Origin of the sequence: Brevibacterium sp. NPDC056726 (assembly GCF_042790515.1) — a bacterium.
Taxonomy (GTDB): Bacteria; Actinomycetota; Actinomycetes; order Actinomycetales; family Brevibacteriaceae; genus Brevibacterium; species Brevibacterium sanguinis.
Window position 1 is genome coordinate 438,075 of the sequence record NZ_JBHTYZ010000001.1, and the last position, 21,341, is coordinate 459,415.

The following is a 21,341-nucleotide window of genomic DNA, read 5'->3' on the forward strand; positions in this document are numbered from 1 at the left end:
TGTCAAATTTATTCTGCAAACCCTTGTCGTATCGTCATCTATTTGCATAGTATTCAAATGGGTTCGGTCACGTCATCTCGACGCCGCCCTTTCAAGCCACAGAGTCAGCGAGGATCCCATGGCTTCCACGAAATCTCCGACCATGCTCAAACGGGCCGCCGCGTCCGCCTACCTCGGCAGCGTCATCGAGTACTACGATTTCTTCCTCTACTCCGTCTGCGCCGCCCTCGTCTTCCAACAGGTGTTCTTCTCCGATCTTCCGCCGCTCGTCGGCACCCTCGCGAGTCTCGCGACCTTCGCCGCCGGCTACCTGGCCCGTCCGCTGGGCGGCATCATCTTCGGTCACTTCGGCGACAAGCTCGGACGCAAGCGCATGCTCGTCATCAGCATGTTCACCATCGGCATCGCCTCGACTCTCATCGGCGTCCTCCCCACCTACGACCAGGCCGGCGCCATTGCTCCGCTCCTCCTCGTCCTCATCCGCGTCATCCAGGGCATCGCGATCGGCGGCGAATGGGGAGGCGCGACCCTCATGTCGGCCGAGCACTCGACGACGAACCGCGGCTTCTGGGCGAGCTTCACGAGCGCCGGCGCCCCCAGCGGCCAGGTCGTCTCCGCCGCCGTCGTCGCCGGCACCCTGGCGGTCATGGGCGTCGAGGAGTTCGTTGCGTGGGGCTGGCGGCTGCCGTTCCTCGCCTCGATCATCCTCCTCGTCGTCGGCGTCGTCGTTCGCGCCGCCGTCGACGAGTCGCCCGAATTCCTCCGCGCGAAGGACCGCCCGCGGGCGAAGTCGATCCCCATCATGGCGACCCTGCGCAAGCAGCCGGTCACCCTCCTGCTCTCGATCGGCGTCGGACTCTCCGCCTTCATGTTCCAGGGCCTGCTCACCACGTACTCCGTGGCCTTCGGCGTCCAGATCGGGGTCGACCAGCAGACGATCCTCAACGCCCTGACCTTCTCCTCGTTCTTCGCGATCTTCGGCATCATCCTCTGGTCGCGCCTCTCCGATGCGATCGGGCGCCGACCCCTCGTCATCACCGGCGCCATCCTCATCGCTGCGTGGAGCTTCGCCCTCTTCCCCCTCATCGAGACGAAGAACGGCGTCCTCATCACCATCGGCATGATCATCGGCCAAGGCATCATCCATCCGATGATCTACGGCCCGCTCGCCGGGTTCTACACGGAACTCTTCGACACCGAGCACCGCTACACCGGCGCCTCGCTCGGCTATCAGTTCGCGGGCCTCGGCGCCGGCATCTCCCCCGTCCTCTTCGCTGCGATCATGACGGCCAACGGCGGCTCCTCGACCATCCCGCTCTCCCTCGTCATCGTCGCCGTCTCGATCGTCAGCATCCTCTGCATCCTCCGCCTCGGCGAGACGAAGACGCGCAGCCTCTCCGATCGAGTCGCCCCCGACGCCGTTATCCCAGCCGATGGCTCTGCTGCGTCCCCGGTCTCCGGACCCATGACCGCCGACGACCCCGCACCGGAAGGACAGAGCCGTTGACCTTCGTCCACCCCAGCCTCGCGACACTCTCCGAGCGGCAGGCCACCGACCACGGCGAGTCGACCGCGATCCGCTTCGCCGGCCTCGATCACTCGTACGCCGATCTCCATGAGCGCACCCTCATCGCGGCCACCGCCCTGCACTCGGCGGGCATCCGCCGCGGTGACCGGGTCGCCTATCTCGGACCCAACCATCCGGCCGCGGTCGTCACCGTGCTCGCGTGCCTGCGCCTCGGCGCGATCTTCCTCCCCCTCAACTGGCGCCTCGCCCCCGCGGAACTCGATTTCCAGCTCGACAACGCCGGAGTCTCCCGCCTCCTCGTCGCTCCCGAGTTCATGGGCACCGCCGATCGCCTCAGCTCGACGGTGCCGGTCGAGCCGGTCCGCTGGGACCCCGCCCCCGCCTCGGCGCAGGGACCGATGATCCCCGCCGCGGACCTCGACGGCGACGAACCCGCGCTCCTCCTCTTCACCTCCGGCACCACCGGACGGCCGAAGGGCGCCGTGCTCTCCCACGCCAACGTCCTGTGGAACGCCTTCAACTTCCTCCTCAGCACCGACCTCACTGCCGCGGACACGACCCTCGTCGCCGCACCGCTCTTCCACGTCATCGGTCTCAACCAGCAGGTGCTCACGAGCTACCTGCGCGGCGGCAGCATCCTCATGGAGGCGACCTGGGACGTCGACCGCGCCTTCGACGCCATCGAACACGAGGGCCTGACGTGGATGGCCGGGGTGACGACGATGTTCGCCGATATGCTCCAGTCGCCGAGGTGGTCCACCGCCGATCTCACCTCGCTGCGGTTCATCAATTCCGGAGGCGCCCCGATCCCCGTCTCCCTCATCAACGCCTTCCAGGCCCGGGACATCGCCTTCTGCCAGGGGTACGGGCTCACGGAGACCTCGCCCGGGGCGACGATCCTGCCGGCGTCGCATGCCCTGGACAAGCCCGGATCGGCCGGTCGGGCGCTGCCCTTTTCCGAGATCGACATCCGCGACCCCTCGGGGAACCCCTGCGCGGCCGGCCAGCCTGGCGAGGTCGTCGTGCGCGGTCCCAACGTCACGAACGGGTACTGGAGGAACGACGCGGCCACGGAGTCCGCATTCTCCCCCGGCGGGTGGTTCCACACCGGGGACATCGGCTACCTCGACGAGGACGGCTTCCTCTTCATCGTCGACCGCCTCAAGGACATGTTCATCTCCGGAGGTGAGAACGTCTACCCCGCCGAGGTGGAATCCGTCCTCTTCGAGCATCCCGCCGTCGCCGAGGCCGCGATCGTCGCCGCCGCCGACGACCGCTGGGGCGAAGTCGGCCACGCCTTCGTCGTCGCCGCCGAATCCCATACCCCAACCCCCGAGGAGCTGCGCGAGTTCCTCCTCACCCGCCTCGCGAAGTACAAGGTCCCGAAGCACTTCGACATCGTCGACGCCCTCCCGCGCACCGGCTCGGGCAAGGTCCACAAGGGGACCCTGCGCCGCACCGGGCCCCTCGGCGCCCACGGGGCCCGCCCCCAACCGACCACCGTTGGCCCGACCACATCAACATCGACCACCACCGACTCGACCAACCCCGAATCGACGATCACAGCACCGACCAGCACCGCACCGACCAAGGAAGCACCATGACCTCCCACACCCCCCTTCCCACCGAGGCGACCACTCCCACCGAGGCAACCCGACCCACCGAGGCAGCGCGATCCGCCGAAGCCAGCGCTGAGCCCTCGCGACCGTCATCCCCGGCCGAATCCGGATCGGTCGATCCCAGCTCGACCGACCTCGGCCAAACCGACCTCGGCCCGACACTGAGCTTCGTCCGCGATGGGTCCATCGGCGTCCTCACCCTCGACCGCCGCGCCAAGCGCAACGCCCTCGACGACGCGACGATCGGCCGCCTCGGCGCGTTCTTCGCCGAGCCTCCCGCAGGCATCCGCGCGATCGTGCTCACCGCCGCCGGCGACCACTTCTGCGCGGGACTCGACCTGTCCGAGATGACCGAGCGCGACGCCGTCTCCGGTCTCCTCCATTCCCGCCGGTGGCATGCGACGATGAACGCGATCACCGAGTCGGCGATCCCCGTCGTCGCCGTCCTCCAGGGCGGCGTCATCGGCGGCGGACTCGAACTCGCCAGCGCCGCCCACCTCCGCGTCGCCGAGGACTCCGCCTACTTCGCCCTCCCCGAGGGCAAGCGCGGGCTCTTCGTCGGCGGCGGCGCCTCGGTGCGGGTGCCCCGGCTCATCGGGCTCAACCGCGTCCAGGACATGATGCTCACAGGCCGCTCGTTCGACGCCGTCGAGGCGGAGACCATCGGCCTCGTCAACTACCGCGTCCCCGCCGGGCAGGGCAGTGAGAAGGCCCTCGACCTGGCGCACGCGATCGCGTCGAACTCCGAGGTGACGAACTACGCGATCACCCAGGCGCTGCCGCGGATCGTCGAATCCGGCCGCGACGAGGGCTACATGATGGAGGCCCTCATGGCCGCCGTCGCCCAGTCGAGCACCGAGGCGAAGGCCCTCATGCGCGACTTCCTCGACGGCACCGGACCCAAGGTGAGGAAGCCATGACGACGATCATCCGCGAGGTCCCCGCCGACGCCGGGGACACCAGCCGCCTCGGTGACTTCCTCCGATGGGCAGGCGAGCGTCGCGGCACCGCCTTCACCGGCTGGGACGATCTCCACCGCTGGTCGACCACCGAGATCGAGGAGTTCTGGGAGGCGATCTGGGACTACTTCGGCGTCATCAGCCACGCCCCGTACGAAACGGTGCTCGAAGAGCGGATCATGCCGCACGCCAAGTGGTTCCCCGGTGCGCGGCTCAACTACGCCGAGCACTCCCTCGGCTCCCCCGACCAGGCCGATGACATCGCCGTGACCGCGGTGTCCCAGACCCGGGAGGAGCGCACCCTCACCTTCGCCCAGCTGCGCGCCGAGGTCGCCCGGGTCCGCTCAGGTCTGCTCGACATGGGGTTGGGTCCGGGTGACCGGGTCGCCGGGTACCTGCCGAATCAGCCCGAGGCGCTCGTCGTCTTCCTCGCCGCAGCGAGCATCGGGGCGATCTGGGCCAGCTGCGCCCCGGAGTTCGGCACCCAGTCGGTCATCGATCGCTTCTCCCAGATCGCACCGACCGTGCTCGTCGCGATCCCGGGCTACCGGTTCGGTGAGAAGCCGATCGACCGGAGAGCCGAGGTGGCCGAGATCGTCGCCGCCCTGCCGAGCCTCACCCTTCTCATCACCGTCGACTACGGCGACTTCGCCGTCGATGACGCCGCCCGTGCACTCATCGCCGGCGCCCGTGAGGCGGACTCGCCTGTCGAGGTCACGGACTACGAGAGCCTCGGCGCCGCCTCGGCGGACCTCGAGTTCACTCCGGTCCCCTTCGACCACCCGCTCGTCATCCTCTTCTCCTCCGGGACGACGGGGAAGCCGAAGGCGATCGTCCACTCCCACGGCGGGATCCTCCTCGAGACGCTGAAGAACCACGGGCTCCACTTCGACCTCGGTCCCGGCAGCACGTTCTGCTGGTTCTCGACGACGGCGTGGATGATGTGGAATGCCCTCGTCGGCGGGCTCGTCGTCGGGTCCGCGATCGTCATGATCGACGGCAACCCCAACCATCCGGATGCCAAGGAGCTGTGGAGACTCGCGGCGCGCACCCGGGCCACGCTCATGGGCATGGCCCCGGGCGCGATCATGGCCGCCCGCCGTGAGGGCCTGGACCCGACGACGGAGTTCGACCTCTCCGCTGTCGAGCAGTTCGGCGTCGCCGGGGCCCCGCTGCCCGCCGAGGGCTACACGTGGATCCAGGAGCAGTTCGGCGACGGGGTCCTCCTCAACGTCGGGTCCGGCGGCACCGACGTCTGCTCGGGAATCCTCCAGGCCTCACCCCTCACCCCGGTGTATGCCGGGCGGATGTCGGACACCTCGCTCGGCTTCGCGGCCACCGCCTTCGACGCGGACGGCAACGAGGTCCGCGACGAGCTCGGCGAACTCGTCATCACCGCGCCCGTCCCCTCGATGCCCGTGACGTTCTGGGGCGAGGACGGCGACGCCCGCTACCGCGCCGCGTACTTCGACACCTACCCGGGCGTGTGGAGGCACGGTGACTGGGTGGAGTTCTTCAGCGACGGCGGCGTCGTCGTCACCGGACGCTCCGATGCCACCCTCAACCGGGGCGGGGTGCGACTCGGGACCGCCGACTTCTACTCCGTCCTCGACACCGTGCCCGGGGTCCGCGACTCCCTCGTCATCCACCTCGAGGATCCCGCCGGCGGGATGGGTGAACTCGTCCTCTTCGTCCAGTTCGACGACGGGGGTCCCGTGTCGCCGGAGACGGCGGCGAGCCTCCGCGCGGCGCTCAAGACCCGTCTCTCTCCACGCCACATCCCCGACGACATCGTCGGGGTGTCCCGGATCCCCCTCGGTCGCACCGGCAAGAAGCTCGAAGTCCCGGTCAAGCGCATCATCCAGGGTGCCGCGGCGGACTCCGTCGTCAGCCCCGGATCCCTGCAGGATCCGCGCTCCCTCGAGGAGTACATCGCCTACGCGTCCCGGTTCTCACGCGAGGAGGCACCGGCATGAGGACGGCGATCATCGGCACGGGCGTCATCGGCGCGGCGTGGGCGGCGGGGTTCCTCGCCGCCGGTCACGAGGTCACCGCGTACGACCCCGCCCCTGGGGCCGCGGACCGCCTGCGCGACGACGTCCGCTCCGCACTCGAGACCACCCATCCCGAGGTGCTCGGCCGCCTCGCGCAGCTGAACTTCTCCGGCTCCCTCGCCGAGGCGGTCGGTGAGGCCGACTTCGTCCAGGAGAACGGTCCCGAACGGCTCGAGGTCAAACAGGCCATCCTCGCCGACATCGATGCGGCCGCGCCGGACTCGGCGATCATCGCCTCGTCGACCTCGGGCTTCGGTCCCTCGGCGATCGCGGCGAGCGCCGAGGTCGCCCCGCAGCGGATCGTCGTCGGACATCCGTTCAATCCGGCCCATCTCATCCCGCTTGTCGAGGTCGTCACCGCACGGGGCGCACCGGAGGAGATCGGCGAGCGGGCCGTCGAGGTCTATCGCGCGATCGGGAAGAAGCCGATCCGCCTGCGGGCCGAACTCCCCGGCCACGTCGTCAACCGACTCCAGGCCGCCCTCTGGCAGGAGGCGTACTCGCTGATCGACCGCGGTGTCGTCTCCGTCGAGGACATCGACACGGCGATCTCCTACGGCCCGGGACTGCGGTGGGCGGTGCTCGGTCCCCTAGCCATCCAGCACCTCTCCGGCGGGCCTGGCGGGATGCGCCATCTCCTTGAGCACCTCGGGCCGCCGCAGGAGGTGTGGATGCACGATCTGCGGCAGGTCCACCTCGGCGAGGAGCTCACCGAGAAGCTCGTCACCGGCGTCGAGGAGGAACTCGACGGACGCAGCACCGCAGCGCTGATCCGCGACCGCGATGCCATGCTCGCCGAGCTCATCGCCCTCAAAGAGCGTTACCCGACGCTGCCGTGAACCCGTCAGACCGCGGCGACCGCCGCACCCCCGCCGGCCCTCAGGAGGACTGCCCCCGATGAGATACGAACCCGCGATCGACACCGCGACGATCACCGCGCTCGACGTGCACACCCACGTCGAATCCGACGGCCACGACCACACCTCGCTCGACGACGAACTCCTCGCCGCCTCGGCGGATTATTTCCGGGCCGCGGTGCCGCGGACACCCACGGTCGCCGACCTCGCCGCCTACTACCGTGAGCGCAGCATGGCCGCGGTGATCTTCACCGTCGATGCGACGACGGCCCTCGGCGGCCATCCCCCGGTGTCGAGCGAGATGATCGCCGAGCAGGCCGCCGAGCACAATGACACCCTCATCCCGTTCGGCTCCGTCGATCCCCGCCGGCCCGCCGAGGCGGTCGCCCGGATCCGGGAGCTCGCGACGGACTACGGGGTGCGCGGGATGAAGTTCCACCCCAGCCTGCAGGGCTTCGACCCCAGTGAGCGGGAGTACTACGGGCTCTACGAGGCGTGCGCTGAGCTCGGGCTGGTCGCGCTCTTCCACACCGGGCAGACGGGGATCGGGGCCGGACTGCCCGGCGGTCGCGGCATCAAGCTGCGCTACTCGGATCCGATGCTCCTCGACGATGTCGCCGCCGACTTCCCCGACCTCACGATGATCCTCGCCCATCCCTCCGTCCCGTGGGCCGATTCGTCGATCTCGATCGCCACCCACAAGGCGAACGTCTACCTCGACCTCTCGGGCTGGTCCCCGAAGTACTTCCCACCGCAGCTGGTTCGGGCCATCGGTTCGATCCTCAAGGACAAGGCGCTCTTCGGGTCCGACTTTCCGCTCATCACCCCCGAGCGCTGGATGAGGGACTTCGAGGACCTCGGCATCCGGCCCGAGGCCGTTCCGCTCATCATGAAGGACAACGCCGTGCGCGTGCTCGGACTCTGAGCGTCCCGCGGGCTCACTGAGGGTCGGGATCGTCGGGGAGCAGGCTCACGGCCGGGCTCACTGAGCGGCGGTGCTCACTGGGGGTCGGCGTCCTCGACCCCGTCGGCGATGCCGAGCTGGCGGATGAGCGCCAGTCCTTCCCGGGCCCACCGGATCTCTCCGCGAGCACGCGCGGCAAGACCTTCGTACGAGTAGCGCTTGAAGGCGATGGTCGCCTCCCGGTCCTCGTCCTCGGTGACCTCGAGACGACGATTGAGCATCGGCGAGGTGAGGGTGTCGATCTTGCAGATCTCCTCCTCGACGGTCTCCAGCTCGACCTGCCAATGGCGGATATGACCGTTGAGGAACTCCTCGATCGCCTCCGGGTCGGCGGCCTCGAGGTACGCGGCCCGCAGATGCGCGGCGTCGCGGGTGCGCTGGTACTTCAGCGGAGCATTCATCCACTCGAGGAACTCCCGCTCCCCCGCCTCGGTGACGTGGTAGACCTTCCGCATCCCCGACGCTCCCCTGGCCTGCTCTTCGGCGGTGAGGAGACCCTGGTCGGCCATTTTGCGCAGCTCCGGGTAGATCTGGGAATCCGGAGCATGCCAGACGTGCCCGACGGACTGGGAGAACTGCTTCTGCAGGTCGTAGCCCGACATCGGTCCGATGCGGAGGAGCGCGAGGATCGCGTTCCGCAGACTCATGGCTTGCTCCTAGGATTCGACTCTGACCACTCGACAACGACGGAAGGGCCCGGGCTGTGTGCCCGAGCCCTTCCAGACTATAGCCGTCAGGAGTTCTGACCCGTGCGCCATCCCCCGCGGTAGGTCTGGCGGGCCACGGTCGAGTACGGCACCGGGCTGACGACGGCCTTGACCTGAGTCTGCTCGTGCGGTTCGACCGAGGCCTTGTTCGTGCCGCCGTCCGGCTCGCCCCAGACGACCGAGAGCTCCGCACCCTCAGGGACGTCGGGGTTGACGGTGGCCAGCGAGAGACCGCGGCGCTCGTTCGCCGAGTAGCCGGTGAACATCGAGAACCCGACGACGTTGCCGTCGGCATCGACGACCGAGTCGTAGTTCGCCGACCCGTAGTTCGCCAGCGGCAGGTCGAAGAACTTGTAGTTCGGTCCGTCGACGTCGAGCAGCGAGGTCCACACCTTGCCGAGGTCCTCGGCGTCCCACGCGAGCGTGACCTTCCGGCGCTGGGCGGCGGGGTCCATCTTCTCGAGCGCGTCGCGACCGATGAAGTCGTGGTCGAATTTCACGAACGAGCCGTAGCCGAGTTCCCACGGGGTGAGGTAGTAGTCCTTGATGTTATCGGAGACGAACGACCCGGCCAGGGTGCCGGTGGCCTCGTAGCTGTCGGCGCCGAGCCATTCGCGGAACGGCCGCTCGGCCTCCCCGGTGTAGATCGCCGGCAGCGGCGAGGGGATCCACCCGGATTCCAGGGTGTTCGACGGGTAGGCGCGCGATCCGACGGGCAGCAGACCGAACTCGGCCCCCGCCTCGACGATGGCGTCGCGGATGACGTCGTGGTCCTCGTACGGTCCCCAGATCTCGAGACCGGGGGCACCGGCCATGCCGTGGCGCAGCGTGCGCACCTCCTTGCCCGCGATCGTCATCGTCGACATGTTGAAGAAGCCGAGCTTCTCCAGCGGGCCGCCGTTGAGCTTCTCGATGACCGACCAGGCGTTGGGTCCCTGGATCTGGAACCGGTAGTACTGCCGCGAGACCGCATGACCGTAGGGACGCGACGGCGAGCGGCGGTCGACCTCGATGTCGAGGTTGGGGTAGTCACCGGTCTCGGCGTGGAAGAGCAGCCAGTTCGAGGCGGGTGCCCGGCCGACGTAGACGTACTCCTCGTCGGCTTCGCGGAAGAGGATGCCGTCGCCGATGACGTGACCGGAGGCCGTCGTCGGCACGTACTGCTTGGCCTTGTTCACCGCGAAGTTCGCCACCGAGTTGATCGCGGTGTCGGAGATGAGCTTGATCGCGTCGGAGCCCTTGAGGAACACGTTGTCCATGTGGTGGGACTGGTCGTAGAGCACAGCGGTGTCACGCCATGCCTTCTGCTCCTTGATCCAGTTCGTGAAGTCCGCGGGGACCACGGGGTAGATGTAGGAGCCGATCTGGGAGTTGCGCAGAAGGTCGACGGGATTGGTCGAATCGAGGATCTGCTGCAGGTTGTCGGACATGGTGGTCAAACCTCTCTGTTCTTGTCTCTCTTGCGTGGGAGTCTCTGGGGTGGGGTGGGGTGGCAGAGCGGGGAGGGGGTGCCGGGAGGACGGGTCAGGTGAAGACGATCGTCTGGTTGCCGTGGCGGATGACGCGGTCCTCGGCATGGAGGCGCACGGCCCGGGAGAGCACGGCGCGTTCGACGTTGGCGCCGCGCGTCTGCATGTCGGCGGCCGTCATCGTGTGATTGACGCGGGTGACGTCCTGTTCGATGATCGGCCCCTCGTCGAGGTCCTTCGTCACGTAGTGGGCGGTCGCGCCGATGAGTTTGACTCCTCTCTCCTTGGCCTTGCGGTAGGGCGCGGCGCCGATGAATGCGGGGAGGAACGAGTGGTGGATGTTGATGATCGGCACCTCGGCCTCGTCGATGAACGACTCCGAGAGGATCTGCATGTACCGGGCGAGGACGACGAAGTCGACGTTGCCGTCGAGGAGCTCGAGGATCCGCGCTTCGGCCTCCGACTTGTCCTCCCCCTGGGAGGGGACGTGGAAGAACGGAATCCCGAAACGGCGCACCTCCTCGGCGAGGTCGGAATGGTTGGAGATGACGAGGGGGATCGTCACCGGCAGCTCTCCGCGCTGGTGCCGCCAGAGGAGGTCGAGGAGGCAGTGGTCGCTCTTCGACGCGAGCACCGCCATGCGCTTGAGCGCACTGCCCTCGACGAGGCGGTAGTCGATCTCGTGGGGCCCGAGGGTCGCGGCGAGGTCGGCTTCGATCTCCGGCAGCGCCGCACTCAGGCCCTCGCGGTGGAAGACGACGCGCTGGAAGAAGTCGCCGCCGCGCGGATCGGTCGTGTACTGGTCGAGGGAGATGATGTTGCCTTTGTTGCGCGCGATGAGGGCGGTGATGAGGGAGACGAGTCCCGGCTGGTCGGGGCAGGTGACGATGAGCGTCGCGAAATCGCGTCGGCTCGCGGCGAGCTGGTTCACGGTCTACGCCTCCCCGACGAAGTCGCGGACCCATTCGGCTGTCGCCGCGAGGCCGCCGAAGGTGTAGAAGTGCGCTTTCACCGTCCCAGCGTCCCCCGCGCCTGCGAGGTCGGTCGCGAGTTCGCTGACGAAGCGATCGGGTCCGGCCGTGCCGACGAGGTTGGTCAGGGAGAATCCGTACTTCCGCACGATTCCCGCGCTCGCTCCGACCCCGAAGCGCCGGGCGTAGCCCATGAGCCGCTTGACCCCGGCCGGTCCGGGCACGCCGACGCGGATCTCGGCGTCGATGCCGGCGGCCCGCACCTCCTCGATCCAGGCCGTCACCCGGTCGGCGTCGAAGGCGAACTGGCTGAGCACGACCTGCCCGAGGCCCTGATCGGAAAGCGATGCGGATTTCGCCGCCAGGTGCTCGGCGAGAGTGGCCGAGTCGATGTCGGGGTGCCCTTCGGGGTAGCCGGCGATGCTCACCTCGCGCACCCCGTAGTCCTGGAGGATGCCCGAGCGGATGATCGTCAGCGAATCGGGGTAGGGGCCTTCGGGGACGGCCGGGTCTCCGCCGACGACGAAGACGTGCTCGCTGGCTCCGACGTCCTGAAGTGCGGAGAGGAACTCGCGCAGGCTCGGCTCGGAGGCGATGCGGCGGGCCGAGATGTGGGGAACGGGGACGAACCCGAGCTCGCGCACCGCCTCGGCGGCGGCCACGCGCATCGGAAGATCCTCATTGCCGAGGTAGGTGACGTTGATCCTCGTCCCGGTGGGGATGACCGCAGCGGCCTCCCGCAGTGCGTCGACATCCTTGCCGGTCATCTCGAGCGAGAAGTCCTCCAGAAGTCGAACCGCCGTTGACTCAACCATGGGGTCAGTTCCTTTCGTGAACACTGCCGTGGGTTCCCTCGCACTATAGGCACAATCATTTACCTATGTCCATAGGTATCCAGAAGATTTGCATTTCGCCTCTGTTTTGCTGAATAAGTTCTGAGACGGTAATGCGGATCACGTCGTTTTTCCCTATGCTTATAGCCATCTCGCACCGTCGCGGGATGAACTGCTTGCAGAATCGGAGACCAACGTGGATCTACGCGAACGCATCGACACCTCACGGATGTCGCCCTACCAATGGCTCATCGTCGGCATCTGCACCTTCCTCAATGCCCTCGACGGCTATGACGTCCTGGCGATCTCCTTCTCGTCGAACCAGGTGACCGAGGAGTTCTCCCTCTCGGGCACCGCCCTTGGCCTGGTGATGAGCGCGGCCCTGCTCGGCATGGCCGTCGGCGCACTCATCCTCGGCCCGGTGGCCGACCGCATCGGCCGCCGGCGGATGACGATCATCGCCCTCATCGTCAACTGCGCCGGGCTGTTCCTCTCGGCCACAGCCACCTCGGCGACGGAGCTCGGCATCTGGCGGGTCGTCACCGGGCTCGGCATCGGAGGCATCCTCACCGGCACCAACGTCATCTGCGCCGAGTACGCCTCGCGGAAGCGACGCGGACTCGCCATCAGCATCTACACCGCCGGCTACGGTGTCGGCGCGGCCGTGGGCGGGACCATCATGGTCTCGCTCATCAGCAGCTTCGGCTGGCGCTCGGTGTTCGTCTTCGGCGGCGTGCTGACGATCGTCGCGCTCATCCTCGTCATCGTCCTCATTCCCGAGTCCCCGTCGTTCCTCTACAACCGACAGCCGGCGAACGCACAGCGGCGGCTCGACACGATCGCCCGCCGCCTCGGGCAGACGGGCCCGGTCGAGCTCATGCCGGTGCCCGCCCTGGCACGCACGGATCGCGGCATTCCCGCACTGTTCAACGCCCGCAACCGCCGGGTCACCATCGTCGTGTGGGCGTCGTTCTTCATCATCATGTTCGGCTTCTACTTCGTGAACTCGTGGACACCGCGGCTGATGAACGAGACCGGCCTCAGTCCCACCCTGTCACTCATCGTCACCGTGGCCCTCACCCTGGGCGGGGCGATCGGGTCGGTGGCCTTCGGTCTCTTCACATCCCGGTGGTCGACGCGCGAGGTGCTCATGACGTTCATCGTCATCGCCGCCGTGCTCATGGCGGTCTTCATCTTCACCGCCCAGTGGGTCGCCCTCGTCATCGTCGTCGGGCTGCTCGTCGGCATGGCGATCAACGGCTGCATCGCCGGCCTCTACGTCCTCACCCCGCAGTCGTACGCCTCGAGCCTGCGCTCGACCGGCGCCGGGTGGGGCACCGGAATGGGACGGTTCGGCGCGATTCTCGCGCCCACCGTGACCGGAGCGCTGCTCGACGGCGGGTGGAGTCCGCAGGCGATCTACATCCTCGTCGGCGTCATCCTGCTCCTCGCCGTGGTCGCGCAGCTGGGCCTGCGCGGCGCCGACATCGAAGCCAACCGCAGGCCGACACAGCGCGCCGAGGCGGTTGTGGCCGACTAGGCGGTCGTGGCCGACTAGGCGATCGCGGCCGGCCGGGCGCGGTCACCGCCGGCCTGGCCGATGCAGCGCGCCTGAGGCAGGTCACGACCGGCCAGGGACAGCCCCCACACCGCGGGCCCCGGGACCAACAGTGGTCTCGGGGCCCGCGGTGTCGTGCGGCCTCAGTCGGTGCGCGGCGCGCCGAGGCCGAAGTTCATGAGGTCCTCGCCGACGACGAGGTTGCCGGAGAACCCCTCCTGCGCCCGCTGGAACTTCTCGACCGGGCCGTCGGCGGGGACGATGTGGGTGAGCACCACGGTGTCGACCCCGGCGGCCTCGGCCTGCGGTCCGACCTGCTCGATCGACGTGTGCGCGGCGAGCATGTGCTGCATGAGATTGTGGTCGGGATGCGGCGAGGCCTCGCCGATGAGTCCGTCGATCCACTCCATGTCGATGACCTCGTGGATGAGGATGTCGGCGCCCTCGGCGATCGTCACGAGGTTGTCGCAGACTCCGGTGTCCCCGGAGATGACGATCGACCCGTCCGGGGTGTCGAACCGGAAGGCGAAGGCGGGGAAGATCGGCCGGTGGTCGACGAGGATCGCGGTGACCCGCACGTTCTCGTCCGCGTAGACCTCGAACGGCTCCATCGCCGGCGTCGGGTCCCCGTTGGGATCGGAGCCGGTCGTGCCCGGCAGCTCGATGTCGTGGAACTCGAAGATCTCCCGCAGATCCTGTTTCGCGTTGTCGCGCATCCGGTCGTTGATGTCGAGCGCGTACCCCTGCAGCAGCCGCTGGGAGGACTCGACGAGACCCGGCGTCGGCGATTCCGGATTGAACACCTCGGGGATGGGGTCCCTGTTGTCCTCGTCGAAGATCGGCGGCAGGGTCCCGCGGTCGCCGGGCCCGAAGATCTGCACCGGCTGCCGGAGTCCGTCGGATCCGTTGTGCCACGCGAGGATGAGGAGATTCGGGTAGTCGACCATGTGGTCGGAGTGGTGATGGGTGATGAAGACGCTGCGGAGATTGTCGATGCCCTTCTGGAACCCCGTCGGGCCCAGTCCCGCCTTCCGGAACTGCGGCCCCCATCCCTCACCGCAGTCGATGAGGTAGACGGCGTCACCGACCGTGATCGCCGTCGAGATCCCGTGACGGTCCGAATCATCCCACCACGGCGGGCCGCCCGCGGTCCCGAGGAGTGTGACCTTGGTGCGGTAGGCGGAGGCTTCGGCGGCGGTGAGCGGACGATGAGCTGGCATGGTTCCTGCTTTCTGTGCGGGCCCGCCGAGGCGGACGCTGGGGATTCGTGGGCTCCTGGCTCACCCGATGCTCGCGTGTGACTGTGCGGCTTGGATGAGTTCGAAGACTTCGGTGCGGTACTCCGCGTAGGCGGGCAGACTCTTCGTCTCGACCTGGTTCCGCGGCTGCGGCAGAGCGACGTCGATCGTGCGGGTCACGGTGGTCGGAGCCCCGGAGAGGACGGTGACGGTGTCGCCGAGGTAGACCGCCTCGTCGATGTCGTGGGTGACGAAGACGATCGTCGTGTCGAAATCGGTGCGCACCTGGAGGACGAGGTCCTCGAGCTCGATCCGCGTCTGCGCATCGACGGCGGCGAACGGCTCGTCCATGAGGAGGACATCGGGCTGGAAGGCGAGACCGCGGGCGATCGCGGCGCGCTGCTGCATGCCGCCCGACATCTGCCAGGGGTAGAGGTCGCCTTTGCCGGTGAGTCCGACGGCATCGAGCACCGAGGTGACCCGGTCCCGCCGTTCAGCGGCGGGCACCGACTTGAGCAGGGGAAGGGCGACATTGTCGGCGGTGCTCAACCACGGCAGCAGCGACCGCGAGTAGTCCTGGAAGACGACGGCGAGTTTGGCCGGGGGCCCGGTCACCGGCTCCCCTTCGAAGACGGTCTGCCCGCCGGAGGGTGCCAGCAGCCCGGCCATGCAGCGCAGCAGGGTCGTCTTCCCCGACCCCGAGGGGCCGACGATGCAGACGAACTCGCCGCGGCGGATGGCGACGTCGATGCCGGCGAGGATCTCGACGTCCCCGTAGGACTTGCGCAGTCCCCGCAGTTCGAGGAGGACATCGGTGGTCGTGTCGGAGGTCATGATCATCCTTTGCTGGTCAGCGCACGCATGCCGTACTGCCAGCGCAGCACGAAGCGTTCGAGTCGGAGGAAGGCGAGATTGGCGAGGTAGCCGAGGATGCCGAGCAGGAGGGTGCCGGCCCACGTCTCGGCCACGGCGAAGGTCTGCTGCGAGTTGAGGAGATAGAAGCCGATGCCGCTCGTCGACGCCACCATCTCGGAGACGACGATGAGGATGATGGAGATCTGCAGGGTCGTGCGCAGGCCCGCGAAGATCTGCGGTCCGGCATTCGGGAGCAGGACGAACCGGATGTACTGCGGCATCGTCAGCCGGTAGGACCGCGACATGTCCTTGACGAGCGGATCGAGCGACCGCACACCGTCGACGGTGTTGAGCAGGGTCGGCCAGATCGCGCCGATGACGATGATCGCCACGCTCATCGACGGCCCGATCCCGAAGAGGAGCAGTCCGATCGGCAGGAGGACCGGGGGCGGCAGGGACCGGAGGAACTGGACGATCGGCTCCGTGGCCGCCCGCAGCGCCGAGGACATGCCGATGCAGATGCCGAGGACGATGCCGAGGACGGCGGCGATGGCGAAGCCGAGGAGGAACTTCGCCACACTCGGCAGGACATCGGTGACCAGTCCGTCGACGAGGAGGCCCGACCACAGTGTGGACAGGATCGTCTGCAGCGGAGGGAAATAGAGCGAGGTGCTGTTCGCCGAGGCGACCCACCAGACGGCCACGATGCCGACGGGCAGCCAGGCTCGGGTGAAGAACAGGGTGAGGTGGTTCGGGGCGCTCATGCCGCCTCCTCTCGGTGGGAGGGATGCCAGAAGAGCAGCGGCACCTCGGCGATCCTAAAGAGGCCGTTGATGGCCAGTCCGAGCAGCCCGGTGGCGAAGATGAGCGCATACATCTGAGGCAGCGCTCCCGCGGTCTGGGCGACGACGATCTCCTGGCCGAGGCCGGCCGCCCCGCCGATCATCTCCGTGACCACGGCGACGATCACCGCGATCGCCGCCGAGATGCGCAGACCGGTCATCGCGAACGGCAGCATCGAGGGCACGACGAGGCGGCTCGTCGTCAGCCACCAGCCGAGCCGGTAGCTGCGGGCCATGTCCGCGCTCGTGCCGCCCACCTCGCGGACGCCGTAGACGAGCTGGGTGAGCAGGGGCCAGATCGCGCCGAGGATGATGAGGAAGAGCTTCATCCCCGGGCTCGGCCCCCAGAGGAGGAGACCGAGCGGGATGAGGGCGACGGGTGGGATCGGTTTGAGGAATTCGATGACGAACCAGGCCGATTCCTCGGCGAAGCGGACGAGGCCCAGGAGGATCGCCAGCGGGGTGGCGATGACGATGATGAGGACGAGGCCGACGAGGACCACGGAGATCGTCGACCACAGGGCCGACCAGAAGACCGCCGAGCCGAGCAGGGTGAAGAACGCTGCGAGCATCTCCAGCGCCGAGGGGAGGGACGCCGCGGGCAGAACGCCGGTGACGGAGAGGAGCTGCCAGACGACGAAGACGGCGAGGACTGCGCCGAGGCCGAAGAGGAAGCGGCCCGCCGGGGTCTCGGCGGCGAGATTGATCCTGCGCGTCAGCCGATCGGTGGCCCGCCGACCGGTCGGCGTGGTGCGGGAGATGGTCGCGCTCATGGCCGCATCAGTCCCTTCGTGTCGACCGGCGCGGGGAGGAAGCCGAGGTCGGTCATGAGGTTCGCGGTCGTCTGCACCGCTTCGGGGTCGACCTGGGTCGAATACTGCGGCAGGAGCATCGTCTCGGCGACGGACGGGGCGAGCTTGCCGTACTTTGTGAGGACCTTCCGCACCGCTTCAGGGTCCGCGGCCGCCTTCTCGTTGGCCTGGTCGACGGCGCGGACGAAGGCGTCGACGACGTCGGGGTTGGCCTCGGCGAAGGGCTTCGCGGTGAAGGCGACGGCGAACGTGGCGTCGGGCGGGAAGGTCTCGAAGAGCGGATGGGAGATGATCCGGCCGCCGGCGGCCACCACCGGTCCCTGGAACGGTTCGGCGGTCGAGGCGGCATCGACCCGACCGCTCTCGACCGCGGCGATGCCGTCGGGCAGCGACATGACGACGTATTCGACTGTGCTCGGATCACCGCCGTCGGCGCGCACCGCGGCGGCGGTGCCGATCTGCGTGATCGCGCCGAGCGCGTTGATCGCCACCGTCTTCCCCTCGAGATCACGGGGGCGCTGGATGGGGCTGCCGGATCCGACGACGATCGCCGTCGGATCGGTGTCGGCCGTCGGAGCATTCGACGCGGCGTTCGCGACGATCTGCAGCGGCAGGCCCTTCTCGTAGGCGATGACGAGAGGCGGAGTCGCGGTGGTGCCGAACTGGAGTTGGCCGTTGATGACCGAGGGTGCGATGGCCGAGGCCGACTGCATCACCTTGGTCTCGACGTTGAGTCCCTCCTCGGCGAAGTAGCCTTCTTCGACGGCGAGGTAGATCGACGCGTAGTCGGCGACGGGAATGACTCCGACGGTGATCGTATCGCCGTCGCCGATGCTCTTGGCGCTGCCCATTCCGACTCCGCAGCCGGAGACGGCGAGGGTGAGCAGCACGGCGAGGACGGCGGCGCCGAGGCGGCGGGTGGTGGTGCGCTGGACAGAGGTCAGCAGGGTGGGAGTGGGCCGGGTGGTGATCGTCATCGATCCTCCTGGACGGGGGTGAGCCGTGATCGACGTCGATCGGCTCCCCACCAGCTTCAGGCCTGCACTGGTAGATGACAAATATCTTTATTCTGCTAACCCCATACAATGAACGACTATGAACCTCACGCGTCTCAAGTACTTCCTCGCCGTCGTCGACGAGGGATCGATCTCGGCTGCGGCGCAGAAGCTGCACATGACGCAGCCGCCGCTGAGCCAGGCGATCCTCGCGTTCGAGGCGGAGCTCGGGGTCAGGCTGCTCGACCGGCTGCCCCGCGGGGTGGCGCCGACTCCGGCGGGCCGTCAGCTCGCCAGGGACGGGGCACGGCTCGTGCAGTGGGGCGATGAGATCGCCGAGCGCACCCGTGCGCTCGGGTCCGGGACGGCCGGAGTGCTGCGGGTGGCGTCGGTGCCGACGTTCTCGTGGTCGCGGCTGCCGCCGCTGCTGCGGACGTTCCGGGAGACCGCGCCCGGGGTCGCCGTCGATCTCTCGGATCCGTTCCCCGCCCGGGTGCTCGACCTCGTCTCGGAGGGGCGGGTCGACATCGGCTTCGTCGCCACCTCCGATGTCGACGCGCTGGCCGCGAACTTCCCGGCGCTGACGATGCGCGGAGTGGCGACGATGCCGCTGGCGATCGCGGTACCGCCGGGCCGAGCGAACATGGGCAGGGCGGAGTTGGAGGCGGCGCACTGGGTCATCCCGTCGCAGATCCCCGGGTTTCCCGGGCTCGTGGAGATCTCCCAGCAGCTGTGGGATCTGCTCGGCATCGCCCCGGGCAGCGTGCAGCAGGTCTCGACGCTGCAGACGGCCCTGCCGCTCGTCGCCGCCGACCTGGCCGTGGCGCTCATGCCCCTCGACGGCGTCGGGGTCGTCTGGGGAGCGGTCAACACGGTCCCTGTGCCGCGCGAGCTGCCCCCGCTCTACGGCGTCATGGTGCGCTCGGCCCTCTTCGATCCGGGACCCACCCTCGAGGTGTTCCTCGACGTCGTCGATGCCGCCTTCGCCGAGGCGGGGGCCGGCGACGAGGCCGAATGACGGCGGGCCGCCTCGGTGGTGAGCGGGGGGATGCTGCGCCCGCCCCTGCCGCTCAGAGCAGTTCGATGAGGTCCGGAGCGAGGGAGGCGCGCACCGCTTCCCGGGCCGAGGCCGGCGTCTCCGCTGCGAGCGCCGCTGCGGCGAGAGCCCGACAATCCTCCTGCGAATGTCGTCGCAGTGCCAGTCGAACTGCGCCGATCCTGCTCGGGGCCATCGACAGACTCGTGATGCCGAGGCCTGCGAGGACCAGCGCCAGGAGCGGATCGCCAGCCGACTCACCACAGACCCCGAGCGGCTTGCCGGCTTCCTCGGCCCCGTCGGCCGCCGTCGCGATCATGGCGAGCACAGCGGGCTGCCACGGGTCGAGCAGCTCGGAGAGCTCACCCTCCATGCGATCGGCCGCCATCGTGTACTGCGCGAGGTCGTTGGTGCCCAGACTTCCGAAGTCGACGGCCTCGAGCACGCTTCTGGCGCGCACGGCGGCTCCGGGCACTTCGATCATCACCCCGGGTGAGGACAGGCCGTGGGCTCGCACCTGCTGGGCGAACCAGCGAGCCTCGGAAGCCGTCGAGACCATGGGCGCCATGACTTTGACGTCGGCGCCTGTGGCCGCTGCGGCTGCCGCGAGCGCCTGCAGCTGCGCGTCGAGGATCTTCGGGCGAGCCTGTGACAGCCTCAGACCCCTGCGGCCGAGAGCCGGGTTCTCCTCCGGACCGAGGTCGGCGAAGGCCAGCGGCTTGTCCGCGCCGGCGTCAAGGGTGCGCACGACGACCCGACGGCCGGAGAAGGGGGCGAACACCCGGCGGTAGATGTCCGTCTGCTCCTCGACCGTCGGGGCCACAGCGGCGGAGAGGAAGACGAACTCGGTGCGGAAGAGACCGACTCCTTCGAGATCCTCGGCGCCGGCGAGCTCAGCGTCCTCTACGCCTCCGATGTTGGCGAGCAGGGCGACCCGGTGGCCGTCGGAGGTCTCTCCGGGACCGGATACGCCGGCGAGCGCGGCGGAGAGCTGCTGACGACGTCGGCGCTGAGCGTCGACCGCCGCCGGGTCCGGTCGCAGGACGACGTCACCGCTGCCGCCGTCGATCGAGACGAGAGTGCCGTCGGGGATCGTCGTTGCGTCGGGCAGCTGCACCACTGCGGGAATGCCCATCTGCGCCGCGAGAATCGCCGTGTGACTCGTCAGTCCCCCTGCCCGGGTGATGATTCCCAGCACGAGAGACCGGTCGAGCGTGGCCGTCTCCGCGGGAGCGAGGTCGTCGGCCGCGACGATGCTCGGCTCGGCGAGGTCGGGCAGTCCGGGTGCCGGTTCGCCGAGCACCGCGGCGATGGTGCGCGCCCCCACATCACGGAGGTCGGTGACACGTTCGGCGAAGTATCCTCCGAGCGCTTCGAACCGTGCGGCGAACTCATCGATCGCCTCGGCGATGGCTCGGGTCGGGCCGCTGCCCGCGTGCAGGCGCTTGGTGACCTCACGGTGCAGCGAGCGATCACGGGCGATCATCGCCGTGGCCTTGAGGATGTCGCGGGCCGTCGGATCGGCCCTCAGCGCCTTCGCATCGAGGTCGTCCGCGACGTCCATGAAACTGGCGATGGCCGTCTCGGCCGCTGCTGCGGGATCCTCTGCGGCGGGCTCGTCGGCGGCGGGCATCACCGGTGCGGCCGCCTGCGCGATGGGACCGTACGCGGTTCCGGGGCTCACACCGATTCCGTGGAGGACGGCGGTGCCGCCTTCGGTCACCGCTGCCGTGCCGCGGGTGCTCATTGCGCGTCCATGTCCGTGGCGAGCAGAGCGACGAGGCGGTCGAGAACGGCGTCGGCTCCCTCGGCATCGGCTGAGAGTTCGACCTCCTCCCCGTGCTTGGCGCCGAGCGCCATCACGCCGAGGATGCTGCCGGCGTCGACGGCGTCTTCGCCGGGACGGCTGATCTCGACGTCGATCCCAGATTCGGTGACGGCTTCGACGAAGAGGGACGCGGGCCGAGCGTGGAGTCCGACGGCCGATGCGATGGTGACGGTGCGAGTTGCCATGATCTCTCCTTGGGTTGTGTTCATCGTGAGG

Annotated in this window: 19 protein-coding genes; 8 read left to right on the forward strand and 11 right to left on the reverse strand. The window is 68.5% G+C overall.

The genetic code is table 11. The features are described from left to right. Positions 1-118 precede the first annotated feature (118 nt). From ACFQ91_RS02015 to ACFQ91_RS02040, 6 genes are read left to right on the forward strand one after another with little or no spacing between them, the layout of a single operon-like run. Positions 119-1,507 carry an MFS transporter gene (locus tag ACFQ91_RS02015; RefSeq protein WP_344258804.1) on the forward strand — a complete coding sequence of 463 codons (1,389 nt, stop codon included), beginning with the start codon at positions 119-121 and terminating at the stop codon, positions 1,505-1,507. Beyond that, on the forward strand, positions 1,504-3,132 hold the full coding sequence (gene menE, locus ACFQ91_RS02020; RefSeq protein ID WP_211978738.1) for an o-succinylbenzoate--CoA ligase: 1,629 nt from the start codon (positions 1,504-1,506) through the stop codon (positions 3,130-3,132). The genes ACFQ91_RS02015 and menE overlap by 4 nt, the downstream gene beginning before the upstream one ends. Continuing rightward, a complete protein-coding gene (locus ACFQ91_RS02025; RefSeq protein ID WP_249121000.1) occupies positions 3,129-4,067 on the forward strand; it encodes a crotonase/enoyl-CoA hydratase family protein in 939 nt (312 codons plus the stop codon). Before menE ends, ACFQ91_RS02025 begins: the two co-directional genes overlap by 4 nt. Continuing rightward, a complete protein-coding gene (locus ACFQ91_RS02030) occupies positions 4,064-6,082 on the forward strand; it encodes an acetoacetate--CoA ligase (RefSeq protein ID WP_376904022.1) in 2,019 nt (672 codons plus the stop codon). The genes ACFQ91_RS02025 and ACFQ91_RS02030 overlap by 4 nt, the downstream gene beginning before the upstream one ends. Then, on the forward strand, positions 6,079-6,999 hold the full coding sequence (locus ACFQ91_RS02035; protein WP_198499669.1) for a 3-hydroxyacyl-CoA dehydrogenase NAD-binding domain-containing protein: 921 nt from the start codon (positions 6,079-6,081) through the stop codon (positions 6,997-6,999). Before ACFQ91_RS02030 ends, ACFQ91_RS02035 begins: the two co-directional genes overlap by 4 nt. Before the next feature lie 58 nt (positions 7,000-7,057). Then, on the forward strand, positions 7,058-7,942 hold the full coding sequence (locus ACFQ91_RS02040) for an amidohydrolase family protein (protein ID WP_198499670.1): 885 nt from the start codon (positions 7,058-7,060) through the stop codon (positions 7,940-7,942). Positions 7,943-8,016: 74 nt separating this feature from the next. Here the strand turns inward: ACFQ91_RS02040 and ACFQ91_RS02045 are convergent, their stop codons facing one another. The 4 genes from ACFQ91_RS02045 to ACFQ91_RS02060 form a co-directional block, all read right to left on the reverse strand. Beyond that, a complete protein-coding gene (locus ACFQ91_RS02045; RefSeq protein ID WP_198499671.1) occupies positions 8,017-8,628 on the reverse strand; it encodes a PadR family transcriptional regulator in 612 nt (203 codons plus the stop codon). A gap of 86 nt (positions 8,629-8,714) precedes the next feature. Then, on the reverse strand, positions 8,715-10,118 hold the full coding sequence (locus ACFQ91_RS02050) for an aminomethyltransferase family protein (protein ID WP_198499672.1): 1,404 nt from the start codon (positions 10,116-10,118) through the stop codon (positions 8,715-8,717). 94 nt (positions 10,119-10,212) lie between these two features. After that, positions 10,213-11,088 carry a formyltetrahydrofolate deformylase gene (gene purU, locus ACFQ91_RS02055; RefSeq protein WP_198499673.1) on the reverse strand — a complete coding sequence of 292 codons (876 nt, stop codon included), beginning with the start codon at positions 11,086-11,088 and terminating at the stop codon, positions 10,213-10,215. 3 nt (positions 11,089-11,091) lie between these two features. Then, positions 11,092-11,943 carry a methylenetetrahydrofolate reductase gene (locus ACFQ91_RS02060; protein ID WP_198499674.1) on the reverse strand — a complete coding sequence of 284 codons (852 nt, stop codon included), beginning with the start codon at positions 11,941-11,943 and terminating at the stop codon, positions 11,092-11,094. 214 nt (positions 11,944-12,157) lie between these two features. Here ACFQ91_RS02060 and ACFQ91_RS02065 point away from each other — a divergent pair, with 214 nt between their 5' ends. Further along, positions 12,158-13,501: an MFS transporter gene (locus ACFQ91_RS02065; RefSeq protein ID WP_198499675.1), complete on the forward strand. Its 1,344-nt coding sequence runs from the start codon at positions 12,158-12,160 to the stop codon at positions 13,499-13,501. Positions 13,502-13,662: 161 nt separating this feature from the next. On the opposite strand, the gene ACFQ91_RS02070 is transcribed toward ACFQ91_RS02065, so the two are convergent. The 5 genes from ACFQ91_RS02070 to ACFQ91_RS02090 are packed head-to-tail and all read right to left on the reverse strand — an operon-like array spanning position 13,663 to position 18,243. Beyond that, positions 13,663-14,739: an MBL fold metallo-hydrolase gene (locus tag ACFQ91_RS02070; RefSeq protein WP_198499676.1), complete on the reverse strand. Its 1,077-nt coding sequence runs from the start codon at positions 14,737-14,739 to the stop codon at positions 13,663-13,665. Between the two features lie 60 nt (positions 14,740-14,799). After that, entirely contained in the window at positions 14,800-15,591 is a 792-nt protein-coding gene (locus ACFQ91_RS02075) for an ABC transporter ATP-binding protein (RefSeq protein WP_198499677.1), read from the reverse strand. A gap of 2 nt (positions 15,592-15,593) precedes the next feature. Beyond that, the gene (locus ACFQ91_RS02080) at positions 15,594-16,376 is read right to left on the reverse strand and encodes an ABC transporter permease (protein ID WP_198499678.1); all 783 of its coding nucleotides are present in this window, start codon (positions 16,374-16,376) and stop codon (positions 15,594-15,596) included. After that, positions 16,373-17,227 (reverse strand): ABC transporter permease, encoded by an 855-nt coding sequence (locus ACFQ91_RS02085; protein WP_198499679.1) that lies wholly within the window; start codon positions 17,225-17,227, stop codon positions 16,373-16,375. Before ACFQ91_RS02085 ends, ACFQ91_RS02080 begins: the two co-directional genes overlap by 4 nt. Further along, positions 17,224-18,243: an ABC transporter substrate-binding protein gene (locus ACFQ91_RS02090; RefSeq protein ID WP_198499680.1), complete on the reverse strand. Its 1,020-nt coding sequence runs from the start codon at positions 18,241-18,243 to the stop codon at positions 17,224-17,226. Before ACFQ91_RS02090 ends, ACFQ91_RS02085 begins: the two co-directional genes overlap by 4 nt. 118 nt (positions 18,244-18,361) lie before the next feature. Here ACFQ91_RS02090 and ACFQ91_RS02095 point away from each other — a divergent pair, with 118 nt between their 5' ends. Further along, positions 18,362-19,279: a LysR family transcriptional regulator gene (locus ACFQ91_RS02095; protein ID WP_198499681.1), complete on the forward strand. Its 918-nt coding sequence runs from the start codon at positions 18,362-18,364 to the stop codon at positions 19,277-19,279. A 52-nt stretch (positions 19,280-19,331) separates the two neighbouring features. Here ACFQ91_RS02095 and ptsP read toward each other — a convergent pair whose 3' ends face one another. Further along, positions 19,332-21,044, reverse strand: a complete 1,713-nt coding sequence (ptsP, locus tag ACFQ91_RS02100) for a phosphoenolpyruvate--protein phosphotransferase (protein ID WP_198499682.1) — start codon at positions 21,042-21,044, stop codon at positions 19,332-19,334. Continuing rightward, the gene (locus tag ACFQ91_RS02105; protein ID WP_198499683.1) at positions 21,041-21,310 is read right to left on the reverse strand and encodes an HPr family phosphocarrier protein; all 270 of its coding nucleotides are present in this window, start codon (positions 21,308-21,310) and stop codon (positions 21,041-21,043) included. The genes ptsP and ACFQ91_RS02105 overlap by 4 nt, the downstream gene beginning before the upstream one ends. Between the last annotated feature and the right edge of the window lie 31 nt (positions 21,311-21,341).

Excerpts from the sequence above, each read along its gene's own strand:
- ACFQ91_RS02080 (WP_198499678.1), bottom strand. The coding sequence starts at position 16,376 with ATGAGCGCCCCGAACCACCTCACCCTGTTCTTCACCCGAGCCTGGCTG.
- ACFQ91_RS02035 (WP_198499669.1), top strand. The coding sequence starts at position 6,079 with ATGAGGACGGCGATCATCGGCACGGGCGTCATCGGCGCGGCGTGGGCG.
- ACFQ91_RS02060 (WP_198499674.1), bottom strand. The coding sequence starts at position 11,943 with ATGGTTGAGTCAACGGCGGTTCGACTTCTGGAGGACTTCTCGCTCGAG.
- ACFQ91_RS02095 (WP_198499681.1), top strand. The coding sequence starts at position 18,362 with ATGAACCTCACGCGTCTCAAGTACTTCCTCGCCGTCGTCGACGAGGGA.
- ACFQ91_RS02045 (WP_198499671.1), bottom strand. The coding sequence starts at position 8,628 with ATGAGTCTGCGGAACGCGATCCTCGCGCTCCTCCGCATCGGACCGATG.
- ACFQ91_RS02030 (WP_376904022.1), top strand. The coding sequence starts at position 4,064 with ATGACGACGATCATCCGCGAGGTCCCCGCCGACGCCGGGGACACCAGC.
- ACFQ91_RS02040 (WP_198499670.1), top strand. The coding sequence starts at position 7,058 with ATGAGATACGAACCCGCGATCGACACCGCGACGATCACCGCGCTCGAC.
- ACFQ91_RS02090 (WP_198499680.1), bottom strand. The coding sequence starts at position 18,243 with ATGACGATCACCACCCGGCCCACTCCCACCCTGCTGACCTCTGTCCAG.
- ACFQ91_RS02070 (WP_198499676.1), bottom strand. The coding sequence starts at position 14,739 with ATGCCAGCTCATCGTCCGCTCACCGCCGCCGAAGCCTCCGCCTACCGC.
- ACFQ91_RS02025 (WP_249121000.1), top strand. The coding sequence starts at position 3,129 with ATGACCTCCCACACCCCCCTTCCCACCGAGGCGACCACTCCCACCGAG.
- ACFQ91_RS02075 (WP_198499677.1), bottom strand. The coding sequence starts at position 15,591 with ATGACCTCCGACACGACCACCGATGTCCTCCTCGAACTGCGGGGACTG.
- ACFQ91_RS02015 (WP_344258804.1), top strand. The coding sequence starts at position 119 with ATGGCTTCCACGAAATCTCCGACCATGCTCAAACGGGCCGCCGCGTCC.
- ACFQ91_RS02050 (WP_198499672.1), bottom strand. The coding sequence starts at position 10,118 with ATGTCCGACAACCTGCAGCAGATCCTCGATTCGACCAATCCCGTCGAC.
- ACFQ91_RS02085 (WP_198499679.1), bottom strand. The coding sequence starts at position 17,227 with ATGAGCGCGACCATCTCCCGCACCACGCCGACCGGTCGGCGGGCCACC.
- ACFQ91_RS02105 (WP_198499683.1), bottom strand. The coding sequence starts at position 21,310 with ATGGCAACTCGCACCGTCACCATCGCATCGGCCGTCGGACTCCACGCT.
- ptsP (WP_198499682.1), bottom strand. The coding sequence starts at position 21,044 with ATGAGCACCCGCGGCACGGCAGCGGTGACCGAAGGCGGCACCGCCGTC.